The sequence below is a fragment of the Burkholderia sp. Se-20373 genome, assembly GCF_017104705.1.
Lineage (GTDB): Bacteria > Pseudomonadota > Gammaproteobacteria > Burkholderiales > Burkholderiaceae > Burkholderia.
Genome location: NZ_JAAGPH010000044.1, coordinates 1 through 16,399, shown reverse-complemented (window position 1 = coordinate 16,399; position 16,399 = coordinate 1). Strand labels below are relative to the sequence as shown.

General features: G+C 66.6%; 14 protein-coding genes and 1 pseudogene. All 15 read right to left on the bottom strand.

Annotated elements, in window-relative coordinates:
- Positions 1-248 precede the first annotated feature (248 nt).
- Entirely contained in the window at positions 249-1,304 is a 1,056-nt protein-coding gene (gene astE, locus G3N96_RS16585; RefSeq protein WP_124575932.1) for a succinylglutamate desuccinylase, read from the bottom strand.
- Positions 1,288-2,628 (bottom strand): N-succinylarginine dihydrolase, encoded by a 1,341-nt coding sequence (gene astB, locus G3N96_RS16580; RefSeq protein WP_206137853.1) that lies wholly within the window; start codon positions 2,626-2,628, stop codon positions 1,288-1,290. Before astB ends, astE begins: the two co-directional genes overlap by 17 nt.
- Before the next feature lie 14 nt (positions 2,629-2,642).
- Entirely contained in the window at positions 2,643-4,106 is a 1,464-nt protein-coding gene (astD, locus tag G3N96_RS16575; protein WP_124575934.1) for a succinylglutamate-semialdehyde dehydrogenase, read from the bottom strand.
- Between the two features lie 7 nt (positions 4,107-4,113).
- Positions 4,114-5,145, bottom strand: coding sequence for an arginine N-succinyltransferase (gene astA / locus G3N96_RS16570; protein WP_124575935.1), 1,032 nt, complete (start codon positions 5,143-5,145; stop codon positions 4,114-4,116).
- On the bottom strand, positions 5,142-6,194 hold the full coding sequence (aruF, locus tag G3N96_RS16565; protein WP_206137852.1) for an arginine/ornithine succinyltransferase subunit alpha: 1,053 nt from the start codon (positions 6,192-6,194) through the stop codon (positions 5,142-5,144). The genes astA and aruF overlap by 4 nt, the downstream gene beginning before the upstream one ends.
- A gap of 30 nt (positions 6,195-6,224) precedes the next feature.
- Positions 6,225-7,457: an aspartate aminotransferase family protein gene (locus tag G3N96_RS16560; protein ID WP_124575937.1), complete on the bottom strand. Its 1,233-nt coding sequence runs from the start codon at positions 7,455-7,457 to the stop codon at positions 6,225-6,227.
- A 1,035-nt stretch (positions 7,458-8,492) separates the two neighbouring features.
- Positions 8,493-9,536: a GlxA family transcriptional regulator gene (locus tag G3N96_RS16555; protein WP_089455867.1), complete on the bottom strand. Its 1,044-nt coding sequence runs from the start codon at positions 9,534-9,536 to the stop codon at positions 8,493-8,495.
- Positions 9,537-9,558: 22 nt separating this feature from the next.
- The gene (locus G3N96_RS16550; RefSeq protein WP_039348269.1) at positions 9,559-10,359 is read right to left on the bottom strand and encodes an ABC transporter ATP-binding protein; all 801 of its coding nucleotides are present in this window, start codon (positions 10,357-10,359) and stop codon (positions 9,559-9,561) included.
- A gap of 20 nt (positions 10,360-10,379) precedes the next feature.
- Complete coding sequence (locus G3N96_RS16545) at positions 10,380-11,093, bottom strand: ABC transporter permease (protein ID WP_011351456.1); 714 nt, start codon at positions 11,091-11,093, stop codon at positions 10,380-10,382.
- The gene (gene hisQ / locus G3N96_RS16540; protein WP_043182060.1) at positions 11,090-11,779 is read right to left on the bottom strand and encodes a histidine ABC transporter permease HisQ; all 690 of its coding nucleotides are present in this window, start codon (positions 11,777-11,779) and stop codon (positions 11,090-11,092) included. The genes G3N96_RS16545 and hisQ overlap by 4 nt, the downstream gene beginning before the upstream one ends.
- Before the next feature lie 276 nt (positions 11,780-12,055).
- A complete protein-coding gene (locus tag G3N96_RS16535) occupies positions 12,056-12,613 on the bottom strand; it encodes a hypothetical protein (protein ID WP_011351454.1) in 558 nt (185 codons plus the stop codon).
- Positions 12,614-12,700: 87 nt separating this feature from the next.
- A complete protein-coding gene (locus G3N96_RS16530; protein ID WP_124575939.1) occupies positions 12,701-13,750 on the bottom strand; it encodes a lysylphosphatidylglycerol synthase domain-containing protein in 1,050 nt (349 codons plus the stop codon).
- Entirely contained in the window at positions 13,747-14,631 is an 885-nt protein-coding gene (gene hpnK / locus G3N96_RS16525) for a hopanoid biosynthesis-associated protein HpnK (RefSeq protein ID WP_124575940.1), read from the bottom strand. Before hpnK ends, G3N96_RS16530 begins: the two co-directional genes overlap by 4 nt.
- A gap of 3 nt (positions 14,632-14,634) precedes the next feature.
- Positions 14,635-16,056 (bottom strand): hopanoid biosynthesis associated radical SAM protein HpnJ, encoded by a 1,422-nt coding sequence (gene hpnJ / locus G3N96_RS16520; RefSeq protein ID WP_031400064.1) that lies wholly within the window; start codon positions 16,054-16,056, stop codon positions 14,635-14,637.
- Between the two features lie 157 nt (positions 16,057-16,213).
- Positions 16,214-16,399 (bottom strand): annotated as a pseudogene (locus G3N96_RS16515) (ceramide glucosyltransferase); the annotation flags it as partial.

The following is a 16,399-nucleotide window of genomic DNA, read 5'->3' as shown; positions in this document are numbered from 1 at the left end:
AGCCGCAAGGCCGCGATTGTACCAATCCGCGCGGCCCGATATGGCAAAGCAGCCGCCGGCGCGCGATGCTGCGCTGCGGGCGCCGACGTCAGCCGGGCGGCCCGTCGAACTTGCAAGACGATGTCGCAAATACGCAAGCGCGACCCGCGGGCCTTCTGCGCGGCAGGTGGGCGTTATCTCGAATTAGGAATGGTGGCCGGGCGAGGCGCGAGCCGCGGGTTGCCGCGGCCACGCGCAACCAGCCACCGTCAGACGAGCGCCGCGACCGTCTCGCGGGTCGTGTCGACGACGAGCAGGCCCGCGCGCAAACCCGGCTTCACCGACGGATTCGGGAACACGATGCGCTCCTCGTCGTGCGTCACCGTGTAGCGGTAATCGCCGTCCTGCGCGAGCACCGTGCCGCGTGCGAACGCGGTGAAGTTCGCGACGTCGGCCGCGACGAACAGCTCGAGCGCGTCGCTCTGCTTCGTGATCTGGTCGATCACCGTGAACACGCGCGGCAACGGCGCGTCGGCCTCGCAAGCGGCGCCCGACACGAGCTTGCGCACCGCGCGGTCAGCCGGCGCGAAGCGCGCCAGGTCGTTCTGGCCGAACGGGCGCACCTTGCCGAGTTCCAGCGTGCACGCGAGCGCACCGCAACGCTCGGCCGTGAAATGCGAATACGTGTTGCCCTTCGCGGTATGCAGCAGCACGGCCGCGATCCGCGCGTCGCCGAGCCATTCGAACATCGTGCGTGTCGGCGGCATGCCCGTGTGCGGCAGCAGCGCGAACTGCTCGAACACCGACGCGCGGATCGCCGTATGCATGTCGATGTGCCAGCGCGCGGCGCCGGCCGGCGCGGCCGCGAAGAATGCAGCGGCGGCCGCTTCGAGCTGCACGGCGCGCGGTGCTTCGCGGCTGTCGGGCACCTGCGCGTGACGGCCGCTGAACAGGCGGTTCAGGTCGTCGTCGAGATAGCGTTCGCCGGCGCGCATCGCCGGCACGTTGCCGAGCACGACGAGCAGCCGGCACGCGAGCGGTAGCGCGCCCGATGCGAGATCGCGCACGAGCATCGACAGCAGCTCGATCGGCGCCGTCTCGTCACCGTGCACGCCGGCCGACACGAGCACGCTCGCGCGCGCCGGGCCGGCGGCCTCGGCCGCCACCGGTTCGAGCGCGAGCAGCCCGTCGCCGCGCCATTGCCAGCGCACGGCGCCGGCCGCGCAGGTGCCGTCCGTCGCGGATGGTGCGCGGCCAGCCAGCGTGAACGCGAGGAAGTCGTCGAGCAGCGCGCCGGCCATGCGGGAATCAGCGCTGGAAGTCATACAGCGAACCGACGCGCAGGATCTGCGTGAGCTCGTCGAGCGCCGTGCGCGATTCGTCGAGCAGCGCCGGATCGGCGAGGTCTTCCGGTGCGAGGCGGTCGCGATAGTGCCGGTCGATCCACGTATCGAGCGACGCGAACAGCGTGTCGTTGATCCACACGTTCGACGTGACGGCCGCGCGTTCCGCTTCGTTCAGCACGACGCGCAGGCGCAGGCACGCAGGGCCGCCGCCGTTCTTCATGCTTTCGCGCAGGTCGAACACGAGCACGTCGCGGATCGGGCCGTTGCCGGCCGCGAGTTCGTCGAGATAGGCCGCGACGTTGCCGTTCTCGCGGCATTCCTGCGGCACGACGAGCACCTGCGAGCCGTCCGCGCGCGACAGCAGCTGGCTGTTGAACAGGTACGACGTCACCGCATCGTTCACGCTCACGGCCGCGTCGGGCACCTCGATCACGTTCAGGCGCGCACCGCGCGCGTCGAGCGCGGCGGTCAGCGTGTCGTAGATCGCCTGCTTGTTGACGAACGCGCGCTCGTGCGTGAACAGCGTGTCGCGGTTGCCGACCGAGATCACGTCGTTGTGGAACACGCCCGCGTCGATCACGTCCGGATCCTGCTGCGCATAGACCGTCGCTTCTTCGGCGAGGCCGTGGCGATGCGCGACCGCGCGGCTCGCCTCGAAGGTCTGGCGTGCCGGGAAGCGCTTCGGCTCGGGCCCGCGGCGGTATTCCGCGCGGCCGTACACGAAGAACTCGATGCCCGGCTTGCCGTATTCGGCGCAGAAGCGCGTGTGGTTCGCCGCGCCTTCGTCGCCGAGTGCCGGCGTGCCGGTCAGCGCTTCGTGCACCGCGAAATGCGCGGGATCGGCGAACAGCGTCGACAGCGTGCGGCGCGTCGCTTCGTGCTCGATCGCGCGATGCAGCTTGCTGCACAGGTTCGCCGGCGTGAAGTGCACGCGGCCGTCGCTCGTGTCGGCCGACGGGCTGACGGTGGCTGCGTTCGCGGTCCACATCGCCGATGCCGAGCTCGCCGCGGCGAGCAGTTCGGGCGCCTGCTTCGCGGCCTTCGCGATCACCTCCGCGTCCTTGCCGGAGAAGCCGAGCTCGCGCAAGAGGCGCAGCGACGGCCGCTCCTGAGGCGGCAGCACGCCTTGCGCGAAACCGAGATCCGCGAGCTGCTTCATCTTGCGCAGCCCCTGCTTTGCGGCGGCCTTCGGGTTCGCGGCCGACTTTTCGTTGTTGAGCGACGCCACGTTGCCGAACGACAGCCCGGCGTAGTTGTGGGTCGGGCCGACGAGCCCGTCGAAATTGGCTTCTTGTGCGTTCATCGTCGTTCCCTCGATCAGAAATGCAGGCCCGGCGACAGGCTCGCGGGCAAGGTCAGTTGCGTGCTTTCCACCGACGCCATCGGATACGCGCAATAGTCGGCCGCGTAGTACGCGCTCGGGCGATGGTTGCCCGAGCGGCCGGTGCCGCCGAACGGCGCGGCGGACGACGCGCCGTTGGTCGGCCGGTTCCAGTTGACGATCCCGGCGCGAATCGTGCGGCGGAAGTGTTCCCAGGCGTTCGCGTCGTCGGCCAGCAGGCCGGCGGACAGGCCGAACGCCGTGTCGTTCGCGCGCTCGATCGCTTCGTCGAACGTCGCGTAGCGGACGATCTGCGCGAGCGGGCCGAAATGTTCTTCGTCCGGCAGGTTCGCGACGCCCGTCACGTCGACGATCGCCGCGTTCACGAAGCCGAGGCGCGGATCGCGCTGCGTCATCGCGATGATCGGCTTCGCGCCCTGCTCGATCAGGCGCGACTGCGCGTCGACGAGTTTCGCCGCGGCGCGCGCCGAGATCACCGCGCCCATGAACGGCTGCGGATCGGCGTCGAACACGTCGGCCGTGATCTTCGACGTCACGTCGGCGAAGCGCGCGAGGAAGCGGTCGCCGAACGCGCCCTGCGGCACGAAGATGCGGCGCGCGCACGTGCAGCGCTGGCCGGCCGACAGGAACGCCGACTGGATCGTGTGATGGACGGCCGCGTCGACATCCTCGACTTCGCCGATCACGAGCGGGTTGTTGCCGCCCATCTCGAGCGCGAGCACGATTTCCGGACGGCCGCCGAACTGCTTGTGCAGCAGCGTGCCGGTATCCGAGCTGCCGGTGAAGAACAGGCCATCGATCTGCCGATGGTTCGCGAGCGCGATGCCCGTGTCCTTCTCGCCCTGCACGAGGTTCAGCACGCCGTCCGGCAAGCCGGCGTCCTTCCACACTTCGACCGTCGCGCGCGCGACGCCCGGTGCGAGTTCCGACGGCTTGAACACGACCGCATTGCCGGCGATCAGCGCGGGCACGATATGGCCGTTCGGCAAGTGGCCGGGGAAGTTGTAGGGGCCGAACACCGCGACGACGCCGTGCGGGCGATGGCGCAGCACCGCGACGCCATCGGCCATGTCCTGGCGCTTCTCGCCGGTGCGTTCCTGGTAGGCCTGGATCGAGATGCCGACCTTCGCGGCCATCGACGCGACTTCCGTGCGCGCTTCCCACAGCGGCTTGCCCGTCTCGCGGCCGATCGCGGTCGCGATCGCTTCCTTGCGTTCGGTGAGCAACGCGGCGAAACGCTTGACGATCGCGCAACGCGATTCGAAGTCGAGCGCCGACCAGCCGGCGAATGCGCGGCGCGCGCTGGCGACCGCGCGATCGACGTCGGCCGCCGACGCGCTTTCACCCTGCCATGCGATCTCGTCGGTGCCGGGGTTGCGCGAAGCGAACACGGGGCCCGAGCCTGCGACCCAGGCGCCGTCGATGAAGAGTTCCGTCATGATTCGTTTATCCCTGTTTGACTTTGAGCGGCAGCACGCGCACCGGATCGCCGGCCTTCACGTCGAGCGCGACGGCGTCGTCGGCCGACAGCACGAACGCGCCGTTCGCGACCACGCCCGGCGCGACACCGACGCGGAAATCGGTGAGCGACGTGTTCGACACCAGCGACTTCGGCGCATCATCCCGCGCATCCGGCACACCGATCGCGACCGGCACGACGACGCTCTCGCGCACCGTGCGCAGGTCGTTGACGTGGCATTCGAGCACGGGGCCGGCGTCGAAGATGTCGACGTGATTCTGGTAACGCAGCCCTTCCGCCTCGAGCATCTTGCGGGCCGGCAGCGTGTCGCGGTGCGTGAGGCCGACCGCGTCCTGCGCGTCCTGCGGCAGCAGGTCGACGTACACCGGATAGCGCGGCATCAGTTCCGCGAGGAACGACTTGCGGCCGTGCGAGCTGAGATAGTCGGCCGCGTTGAAATCGATCTGGTAGAAGTGCGAACCGACTGCGCGCCAGAACGGCGACGTGCCGTCGTCGTCGAAGTGGCCGCGCAGTTCCGCGCAGATGCGTTCCGGAAAGCGCTCGCGGAACTGCGCGATGAACATGAAGCGCGAGCGCGACAGCAGGCCGCCCACGCCGCCCGTGCGATAGCGCGGGCTCAGGAACAGCGAGCACACTTCCGCATAACCGGTCAGGTCGTGCGAGATGTTCAGCGCGGACATCCGCGTCCACACGCCGAGCTCCTGGCTCGCGTGCACGACCGTGCTCACGCGGTAGTTGTAGAACGGCTGTTCGAGGCCGACCTGCGTCTCGATCCCGCACACGCCCGCGATGTCGCCCGTCTTCGATTCTTCCATCACGAAGAAGTAGCCGGCCTCGCCGGCTGCCGCCTCGCCCGCGAGCGTGCGGCGTGTGCGCTCGATGCGCGCGGCGAGCGCGTCGCGGTCGGGCTTGAACGTGGTCAGGCCCGGCCCGGTTTCCTTCGCGAGCGACACGAGCGCGTCGACGTCGCCCGTTTGTACGACCCGAACGACGATCATGCTGCGTCTCCCTTCAAATCCTCATCGTCGCGGCGGTGCAGCGGCACGCAGCGCACGACATCGCCATCCTTTACATCGAGCGCCGCGCGCACGTCGCCGGCCAGCGGCGCGTCACCCGCCTCGCCCGGCAGGTCGGCCAGCACGCAGCGGAACGATTCGCCGCTGCCCGTCGACACCAGGTAGGCCACATCGCCCTGCTGGTGCGCAGCCTCGCGCACGACGCGCTCCGTGCCGTGCTTCACGCACGCGGTGCGGTCGACCTGCGCGGTCAGCACCGGGCCTGCGTCGAAGATGTCGACGAAGCGGTCGGGCTCGAAGCCTTCCTCGAGATGGATGTCATAGGCGAGCAGCGCCGATTCGTTCGGCTCGCCGAGCACGCGCTGCGCGGCTTCCGGCAGCAGCGGCACGTAGAGCGGATACGCCGGCATCACTTCCGCGATGAAGGTACGGCTGCGGCCGCCCGACGCGATGTCGACGTCGGTGAAGTCACGGCCGAAGAACTTGCGGCCCACCGCTTCCCAGAACGGCGAAGCGCCGTTGCCGTCGCTCACGCCGAGCAGCAGCGTGAACACTTCGGGCGTGAAGCGGCGGCGGTTCGCGGCGATGTACATCATCCGCGCACGCGAGATCAGGTGCGCGGCCGCGTCGCCGCGCAGCGACGGATCGACGTAGAAGCCCGCCAGCCGGCTCTTGCCGGTCAGCTCGTGCGACATCGTGAGCGCGTGGATCTTGCGGTTCACGTGCAGCTCGCGCGACGCGTGGATCAGTGCGTCGTTGCGGAACGCGTAGAACGGTTCCGAGTAGCCGGCTGCGGCCACGATGCTCGCCGTGCCGAGCAGCTTGCCGGTCGACGAATCCTCGAGCACGAAGAGGTAGAACTCCTCGCCCGCGAAGTCGACGTCCGCGCGAAACGAATCCTCGGAGAGCGCCACGCGCGCTTCGAGCGCCGCGCGGTCGTGCGGCAGCGAGTGCAGGACCGGCTGCGCGGTGCGCGCCATGTGCGCGAGCGCATCGAGATCCGTGAGTTTGCCGGGGCGAACAAATAGCATCGTCGTTCCTGTCTGCGATGGGTGCGCCGATCAGCGCGCGGTGGCTTCCTGGGCGGCGAGCACTTGTTCGACAGCCTTCTCGAAGCGCTTCATGCCTTCGTCGAGCAGGTCGAACGGGATCACCAGCGACGGGACGAAGCGCAGCACGTTCGGGCCGGCGATCAGCATGATCAGGCCGTTCTCGGCGGCGGCGGTGACGAAGTCCTTCGCGCGGCCGTCGAATGCGGCGGTGAGTTCGGCGCCGACGAGCAGGCCCTTGCCGCGCACGTCCTTGAAGATGCCGAAGCGTGCGTTGATGCGCTCGAGCGCGCCTTTCAGGCGCACGCTGCGTTCACGCACGCCTTCGAGCAGCGCCGGGTCGCTGATCAGTTCGACGACCTTGTCGCCGATCGCCGATGCGAGCGGATTGCCGCCGTACGTCGTGCCGTGCACGCCGACCTTGAAATGCGCGGCCAGTTCGTTCGTCGTCAGCATCGCGCCGATCGGGAAGCCGTTGCCGAGCGCCTTGGCGGTCGTCAGGATGTCCGGCGTGACGCCCGTGTCCATGTATGCATAGAACTGGCCCGTGCGGCCGACGCCCGTTTGCACTTCGTCGAAAATCAGCAGTGCGCCGTGTGCGTCGCACGCTTCGCGCAGCGCCTTCAGGAAGGCCGGATCGGCCGGGATCACGCCGCCTTCGCCTTGCACGGGCTCGACGATCACCGCGCAGGTTTTCGGGCCGATCGCGGCCTTCGCGGCTTCGATGTCGTTGTACGGCAGGTGCTTGATGCCTTCCGGCACGGGGCCGAAGCCTTCCGAGTACTTCGGCTGGCCGCCGACGCTGACCGTGAAGAACGTCCGGCCGTGGAACGACTGCACGAACGACACGATTTCATATTTGTCGGCGCCGTGGCGATCGAATGCGACGCGGCGTGCGAGTTTCAGGGCGGCTTCGTTCGCTTCCGCGCCGGAGTTCGCGAAGAACGCGCGGTCGGCGAAGGTCAGCGATTCGAGGCGCTTCGCGAGGCGCAGCACCGGCTCGTTCGTGTAGCCGTTGCCGATGTGCCAGAGCTTGCGGCCTTGTTCGTCCAGGACTTTCAGCAGTTCCGGGTGGCCGTGGCCCAGCGACGTTACCGCGATGCCGCACGCGAAGTCGATGTACTCGCGGCCAGCCGTGTCCCACACGCGGGAGCCCTCTGCGCGATCCGGCACGAACGGCGCGGGGGAAAATACCGGCACCATCACTTCATCGAATGTCTGGCGGGTCACGGTCGAGGTCGTCATGGTCGTTCCTTTCGGTTTCGTAAGAGGGTTCAACAGGATCAAGTTTAGGTAAGGGCGACGCAAGCGTCTTGCGGAATTGCGACGGGTTCTATCGGAAGCGGATAGTGCGGTTTGGTTTTGCCCTTCCGGGCGGGCGGGGGTTCGGTTTCGGTGGGCGTATTTTGAGGCTTTTTGGGTGGGGCGCTTGCGTTTGGCGTGAAGCACCTGTGATCTTGTCGGTCTATTAGCGTCGCCCCTGCGCGGGGCGGCGGTCACTTTTCTTTGTCTTGCCAAAGAAAAGTAACCAAAAGAAAGGCGCTGTGAGAACGCATGACTTCCCGGTGCCATGGCACTCGGAGTGGATCGCGCCTAAGTGTCCGCGCCAGTCACGAACACGGAGTGGTTCGAGCAATGGTTCTGACACCTTCCACTACCCGACAGAGCGGTATACCGCCCGCTAGCTCCACCCTCGCTACGCTCGGCCGACAGGGACACCCTCTCCAGTAACATCTGAGGCCGGTCAGCTCCGGCAATCACACGCGAGTCGCGGATTCAGCGAATCAAGGCATGCCCTCATTCGCCACGAAAAAGGGACGCAGCACGCACTTACGTGCTCACGCCGTTATCCAACACTCACCGATGGCTAGCAGTCCGATCGGGTACGAATGGTGTGAAAAAAGAGGGTTGCGTGCTTTGCTGATGCAGCGCTGGCAGAAGCATGTGAGCGCATGCAACGCGACGTGAAGTACCTTGCAGCCGAGCGTAGCGAGGATGGAGCTGGCGGGCGGTATACCGCTCTGTTGGGCAGTGGAGGATGTCAGAACCATTGCTCGAACCACTCCGTGTTCGTGACTGGCGCGGACACTTAGGCGCGATCCACTCCGAGTGCCATGGCACCGGGAGGTCTTGCGTTCTCACAGCGCCTTTCTTTTGGTTACTTTTCTTTGGCAAGACAAAGAAAAGTAACCGCCGCCCCGCGCAGGGGCGACGCTAATAGACCGCTAAGACAACAGGTGCTTCACGCCAAACGCAAGCGAACCGCCAAAAAAAACAAAATCAATCCTTCCCCGCGCGCTCAACAAGCGCGCCCCCCCGAGGCTCTCCGCCGCCCCCGGTCTGCTTCTCGAGCCAGGCTCGCCGATCCTCCCGAGGCGTGACCCCAAACCTTTCGCGGTAAGCGTTAGAAAAGTGCGCAGCAGAAGAGAACCCACAGGCAAGGCTAACCTGCACAACCGACTTGCTGGTCCGCTGCAACTGAGTCCGAGCCTTGAGCAACCGAAGATTGAGGTAATACTTGGAGGGCATCGCCCCGAGATACTGCCGAAAGAGCCGTTCCAGTTGCCGGCGTGAAACGCCAACGAGCTCGGCGATTTCATCGGTGGTCAACGGATCCTCGACATTGGCTTCCATGAGCAGCAAAGCATCATTCAACCGAGGATGCCGCTCGCCGGGCGCAGTCACGAAAGGAATCCGCTGCCGCTCCTCGCCGCTGCGCAAAGTCCCGGCGCCGAGCGCATCGGCGATCCTTTCCGCGAGGTCAGGCCCATGTTCCCGGCCGATCATGGCCAGCATGAAGTCAACGGTGGCTTGCCCACCAGCACAGGTCGCCCGATCGCGATCGATTTCGAAGATCTGCTGCGTGACGATCGACCGCTCGAACTGTTCGGCGAACTGCTGATACGTCTCCCAGTTCACGCTCACGCGATACCCGGAAAGCTGCCCGGCCATGGCAAGCCACCAAACGCCATGATGAATGCCGGTCACGACAGGCGTGCGCTGCCCCACCCTCGCGAGACTCGCGAGAAACAACCGATAGTCGGCAAACTGCTGAAACCGCTCCGACACGACGATGACCCAGTCACACGCGATCGCATCGTTGAACGCCGCATCGGCATGCCACTGCGCGCCGCCGGCGAGCGGCACCGGCCGCCCGTCCCACGAACACACCTGCCAGCGATACAGCAGCCGCCCGTCGATCTCGTTCGCGAGGTTCAGCGCATCGACGATCGGACCCACGCCCGACATCGACACGGGCGGCAATGCAACGATCGCCACCTGCGTCGTGCGGGTGGCGCCTGCGGGACGAGACACCGGTACCACGGTTGAAACCTGCCCTGTCGCGTTACTTGAGACTGCCCGACAGGAACTGCTTCAGCCGCTCGCTCTGCGGGCGTACCAGCACTTCCTTCGGATCACCCTCTTCCTCGGTCCGCCCCTGATGCAGGAACATCACGTGGTTCGACACGTTGCGCGCGAAACCCATCTCGTGCGTGACGACGATCATCGTGCGGCCTTCCTCGGCCAGCTTCTGCATCACCTTCAGCACTTCACCCACCAGCTCCGGGTCGAGCGCCGACGTCGGCTCGTCGAACAGCATCACGTCCGGATGCATCGCCAGCGCCCGCGCAATCGCCACGCGCTGCTGCTGGCCGCCCGACAGATGAGACGGATACTGCTTCTCGACGCGCGGCGGCAAGCCGACCTTCTCCAGGTACTCGCGCGCCCGCTCCTCGGCTTCCTTCTTCGAAATGCCGAGCACGTGCACCGGCGCTTCCATCACGTTCTCGAGCACGTTCATGTGCGCCCAGAGGTTGAAGTGCTGGAACACCATCGCGAGCTTCGTGCGAATGCGCTGCAGCTGCTTGTGATCGGCAACTTCGAGCGCGCCGGCGCGGTCGGTCTTCGTGCGCACGGCCTCGCCGTCGACGACGATCTGCCCCGCATTCGGCCGCTCGAGAAAATTGATGCAGCGCAGGAACGTGCTCTTGCCCGAGCCGCTCGCGCCGATGATGCTGATGACGTCGCCGGCCTTCGCGTTCAGCGATACGCCCTTGAGCACTTCGTTGTCACCGTAGCGCTTGTGAATGTCGACCGCGGCAAGCTTGGTGGAAGCGGCAGCGCTCGTTTGAGTGATCTCGGCCAACTGGCTCTCCTCGAAGTAATTCAATGACGGGCGGCCGCGAGATACGCAAGCCAGTGGCGCTCCGCACGGCGAAACGCCGCGACGAGTGCGAACGATACCGCAAGATAGATCAGCGCGGCGATCCCGAACGACTGGAACGCCATGTAGGTGGCGGAATTCGCGTCCCGCGCGACCTTCAGGATGTCCGGCACGGTCGCGGTGAACGCGACGGTCGTCGCGTGCAGCATCAGGATCACCTCGTTGCTGTACAGCGGCAACGCGCGGCGCAGCGCCGACGGCAGGATCACGCGGCGGTACATCGTGAACGGCGACATCCCGTACGCACGCGCCGCCTCCACTTCACCGTGCGGAATCGCGCGGATCGCACCCGCGAAGATCTCCGTGGTGTACGCGCAGGTGTTCAGCGCGAACGCGAGAATCGCGCAGTTGAAGCCGCTGCGGAAGAACGCGTCGAGCAGCGAGTGCGACCGCACGAACTCGAGGCTGTACATGCCCGTGTACAGCAGCAGCAACTGCACGTAGAGCGGCGTGCCGCGGAACACGTACGTGTAGAACCGCACCGGCGTCGAGACCCACTTGTTCTTCGACACGCGTGCGACCGCGAGCGGCACCGCGCACACGAAGCCGAGCGAAATCGACGCGACGAGCAGCCACAGCGTCACCGCGAGGCCGGAGAGGCGCTGGCCGTCCCAGTAAAGGAACGCCTGGCCGAATTCCTGGAGAATTTCGATCATAGCTCTGCGTGCCGCACGCCCATGGAATAACGCTTCTCGAGCTGGATCAGCACGAGGTTGGAAACGGTCGTGATCGCGAGATAGATCAGCGCCGCGACGAGAATGAAGAAGAACATGTTGAACGTGCTCTTGCCGGCGTCCTGCGCGGCCTTCACGACGTCCGCGAGGCCGATGATCGACACCAGCGCGGTGGCCTTCACGAGCACCTGCCAGTTGTTGCCGATGCCCGGCAGCGCGAAGCGCATCATCTGCGGAAACATGATCCGCGCGAACACCCGCGCGCCGCTCATCCCGTACGCCGCGCCGGCTTCGAGCTGGCCGCGCGGCACCGACAGGAACGCGCCGCGGAACGTCTCGGTGAAGTACGCGCCATAGATGAAGCCGAGCGTCAGCACGCCGGCCACGAACGGGTCGATGTCGATCTGGTCCCAGCCGACGAAGTCGGTGAACTGGTTCAGCCAGATCTGGATGCTGTAGAACAACAGCAGCATCAGGACGAGATCGGGCACCGAGCGGATCAGCGTCGTATAGCCGGTCGCGATCGCTCGCAGCACCCGGTTGTGCGACAGCTTCGCCACCGCGCCGATCAGCCCCAGCGCCACCGCAGTGGCGAGCGACAGCACCGACAGCTCGATGGTCTGCACGGTGCCGGCCCAGAGGACAGGACCAAAGCCGTAAAGGAACACGCGCGTCTCCAGAGTTGGAATGGATGCCGACGCGTATGCCTGTCCCGCGCCGGGCTGACGCGGATAGTCGCAAGCGAAATTGATTGCCTCAAACCACCTTGCACGTGATTGCTGCGTCGCAACAATCCGCCCCATCATTTGCAACCACGGCCTACGCCACTGTTTCAAAAGGAAAAAAGCCGCTTCCTGACAACCGGATAACCGGCGGGGAAGCGGACTTTTTGCAATTTTCCGGTCGCTTTTTCGATATAGCGCCGAAGGAGGCTGCGGCTACGCCTATCGCCCTTTCAGGATGTCGGAGCGCGAAGTCGTATAGACAAGCCCGTCCGGGCCGAAATGGACGTTGAAGAATGCGTCGGTGTTGACGCCGTCCTCGAGCCAGCGCCAGCTCCAGACGATCTCGGGCTTGAGCGGATATTGCGCGATGTCGCCGGGCTTGCCGAGCAGGCGCCGCACCTCGTCCTCGTTCATCCCGGGGCGCACCTTCGCGAAATTCTCGGCGGTCAGCACCTGCGTCGCGCCCGTGTAGCGGCCGTTCGCATCGAGATCGACGAACCACGTCTGGTTGCCCATCGGGCCGCGCGGGTATTCGAGCCGCTTCGAGCCGTCGGTGAAGTCGCGCTCGGTCTCGGGCTTGCCCATCGTGCCGCGCACGTCGGCCTCGGTCGATTCGCCGACCTTCAGCCCCTTCAGCAGCAGCGGCGCGGGCTTGATCGCGTTGAAGAAGTCCCTGATACGTTGCACGTCGAGGTTGCCTTGCTTGTCGTCGCAGCCGGTCAGCGCCAGCGCGGCGGCCAGCATCGTCACGGGAAGCAGCCGGAAACGGAAATTCATCGGAAGAAATGCGCGTCGAGAAAACACGCGGCAAGGATACCCGCGCAACGCCAAAAGCGCGAGACGGGCGCGCGGCCCGTCTCGTGTTCAATGCATCGTTTCGGTTTCGGTCTCGGCCCGGGTCGTGCGGCTCGTCGCTTGCGGCGCGCGCGGCACGGCCGGCGGCACGCCGATACGGCGGCGCGTGCGCACGAGCTCGGCCAGCTGCCACGAACCGAGCGCCAGGCAGCCGAACAGCACCTCGCGGCCGCGCTTGACCAGCGCGAGCGATAGCGCCGTCTCGCGATCGACGCCGAACATCTGCGCGAGCAGCACGACGGTCGCCTCCTGGACACCAAGGCCGCCCGGCACCATGAATGCCGCATGGCGCACGGCCTGCGTCATCGCCTCGATCGCGATCGCGCCGCCGATCGACACCGGATGGCCGAGCAGCGCGAGCGCCCAGTAGATCTCGAGCGCGCCGAGCACGTAGCCGGCCAGCTGCCAGAAGAATGCGCTGAACAGCAGGCCCGTGCGCGACATCAGCCCGTCGATATCGGCGTCCAGCCGCTTGCCGTCGACGCCCTGCAGCAGCCGGTGCGAATCGCCGAGCAGGCGGCCCGCGAAACGCTCGATGGCATGGAAGATGCCGCCACGGCGCATCAGCACGACCCCGAGCACCGGCAGCGGCAGCGTGAGCAGCAACGCGAGGCCGATCGTGCCGCCGCCCATGCTGTCCGTCGTCGCAAGCAGCAGCACGAGGCCGAGCGCGGCGAACGCGTACTGGACGACAATCGTCACGAGCAACTCGACGATCACCGATGCCGTCACGCGGCTCGCGTCGGGCACCTGCCAGCGCGCGAGGCGGATGCCGACGATCTCGCCGCCGATCCCGACCACCGGCAGCAGCCGGTTCACGGCCTCGCGCACGGTCGCGATCCACCACAGGAAGGGCAGCGACGAGCGCTTGTCGAGCAGCAGGTGCCACGCGTAGGCGTCGAGCAGCAGCGGCAGCGCATGGAACGGCACGAGCCACAGCAACGCATAACCGGCGCGCGCGAGCATCTGCGATACGTCGCCGATGCCTTCGTGCAGCCCCAGCGCGAGCAGGATGCCGATGCCGAGCGGCCAGCCGAGCCATTTGATCCATTTGGTCATGACGGCTGCGCTCCCGGTGCGCGCGACGCCGGCGCGGCGCGCCGTGCGGCGGGCTGGCCGAACACGTCGGCAAAGCCGCCGGTCGCGACACCCGCCGCCTTCAGCGCGGCCGCGACGCGCGGCGACAGCAGCGCATCGAGTTCGTCCACCGGACGGTAGCCGGCCATCGTCGGCGTGATCGGGCCGTCGCCGGCTTCGGCCGGATGGCAGTAGATCTCGCCGACACCCGGCGGCAGCGTGGCGAGCGCATCGAGCAGCACAGCCTCGTCCATCGCGCCCGTATGCTCGATCCCGACCACGTAGTCGTTGTGCGCAAGCCCGGCGCGGTCGAGCCGCGCGCGCACGAGCGCGATCCACGGCTTGAGCAGCGCGGGCGCGCTCGTCTCGTAGGGCAGCCGCACCGCGCGCAGCCCGTAGTCGCGGCCGATCTCGATGATCAGCGACAGGACGGTCGGATGCAGGTGGAAATGCTTGTGCGCGTTCACGTGGTCGAGCGGCAAGCCGCTCGCCGCGAACGCGTCGAACTGCGCGCGAATCTCGCGGCGCAGCTGCGCCCGCACGTGCGGCAGGAAGAAGAAGCGGCAGCCGTCCTTCGCCATCGCATCGCCGAACCGCCCGTCGGGGCCGACGAGCGCGGGAATCTCACGTACGGGCAGCGTGGCCGGCCCGTCCGCGAGGACGAGATGCAGGCCGACCGCGAGCGACGGCAGCCGCCGCGCGCGCTCGATCGCATCTTGCGCGGCGGGTGCGCCGACCATCAGGCTGGCGGCATTCAGCACACCGTCGCGGTGCGCGCGCTCGACCGCCGCGTTGACACGCGGGTGCAGCCCGAAGTCGTCCGCGGTGAAGATCAGCGCCCGCGCCGCCGGCTGCGTCGCCATGAATCAGGCCTCGTGTGCGCGCAGGAAGCGGAAGAACTCGACACCTTCGCGCAGGCGGCGCTTCATCATGTCCCAGCTCGTCAGCATCTCGCGGACGATCTCCCAGATCTTCGACGGACGGAAGTAGAACTGGCGATAGAACTGCTCGAGGTGGTGATAGATCTCGTCGCGCGACAGGTGCGCATAGCCGATCGCCGCGAGCTGCACGCCTTCCTTGCTCACCAGGTTGATGGTCTTGTTCTCTTCCATCCAGCCGTTTTCCACGGCCTGCTTGTAGAGCGTCGTGCCCGGATACGGCGCGGCGAGCGAGACCTGGATCGTGTGCGGATTGATTTCCTTCGCGTACTCGATCGTCTTCTTGATGGTCTCCTGCGTCTCGCCCGGCAGGCCGAGAATGAAGGTGCCGTGGATCTTGATGCCGAGCTTCTTGCAGTCCGCGCTGAAGCGGCGCGCGAAATCGGTGCGCACGCCCTTCTTGATGTTCACGAGGATCTGGTCGTCGCCGGATTCGAAGCCGACCAGCAGCAGGCGCAGGCCGTTTTCCTTCATGACCTTCAGCGTCTTGTACGGCACGTTCGCCTTCGCGTTGCACGACCACGTCATGCCCAGCTTGCCCAGGCCGATGGCGATGGCTTCGGCGCGCGGCAGGTCGTCGGTGAAGGTGTCGTCGTCGAACATCAGTTCCTTCACTTCCGGCATGTTGTCGCGGATCCACTTCGCTTCCGCGAGCACGTTCTCGACCGAGCGCGTGCGGTAGCGATGGCCGCTGACCGTCTGCGGCCACAGGCAGAAGGTGCAGCGCGACTTGCAGCCGCGGCCCGTGTAGATCGACACGTACGGATAGTTGAGGTAGCCGATGAAGTAGTTGTCGATCTTCAGGTCGCGCTTGTAGACGGGCGCGACGAACGGCAGTTCGTCCATGTTCTCGAGGATCGGACGCGCTTCGTTGTGCTCGATCGAGCCGTCCTTCGCGCGCCAGCTCAAGCCCTTGATCTCCGGGAACGGCTTGCCTTCGGCGATTTCCTTGCAGGTGTAGTCGAATTCCTCGCGGCACACGAAGTCGATCGCCTCGCTCGCCGTGAGCGAGTTGTGCGGATCGACCATCACCTTCGCGCCGACCATGCCGACCAGCATCGACGGCTTCATCTTCTTCAGGTCCTGCGCGAACATTGCGTCGGTCGGGAACGACGGCGTGCTCGTGTGGATGATCACGAGGTCGTAGTCGTTCGCGATCTTCAGCGTTTCCTCGACCGACAGGCCGTCGGCCGGCGCGTCGACGACGCGGCTGCCCGGCACGAGCGCGGCCGGCTGCGCGAGCCACGTCGGATACCAGAAGGAACGGATTTCGCGCTTCGCCTGGTAGCGCGAGCCGGCTCCGCCGTCGAAGCCGTCATACGAAGGGGCCTGCAAGAACAGCGTTTTCATGAATGCTCCGGTAGCCTGCATAGTTCGATTCGTCACAACGATTCAGTCAAAAAACCGCGGGCCGCCCTGCCGGCGCCCGCCTCCCTGTCATGTCGCGCCGCGCGGCCTCGCCGCGCAGCGCGTCTCGGCCTTCGGGCCGGGTTCGGTCGGAACGGCCCTAGCGGCCGTCCACTGCTTCCACTGCCGCCGTCGCGCGCTCGCCGCCGACGACCGTCATCCTCGCGCCGCGCCACACCACGTGCGTGCCGAACACGGCCGCGAGCCATTCGAGCGCGAGCAGCGTGTCGCGCACAGCGACGAGCGGCAGGTAGCGCCAGAACGCGCGCCAGCCGTCCTCGCCGCG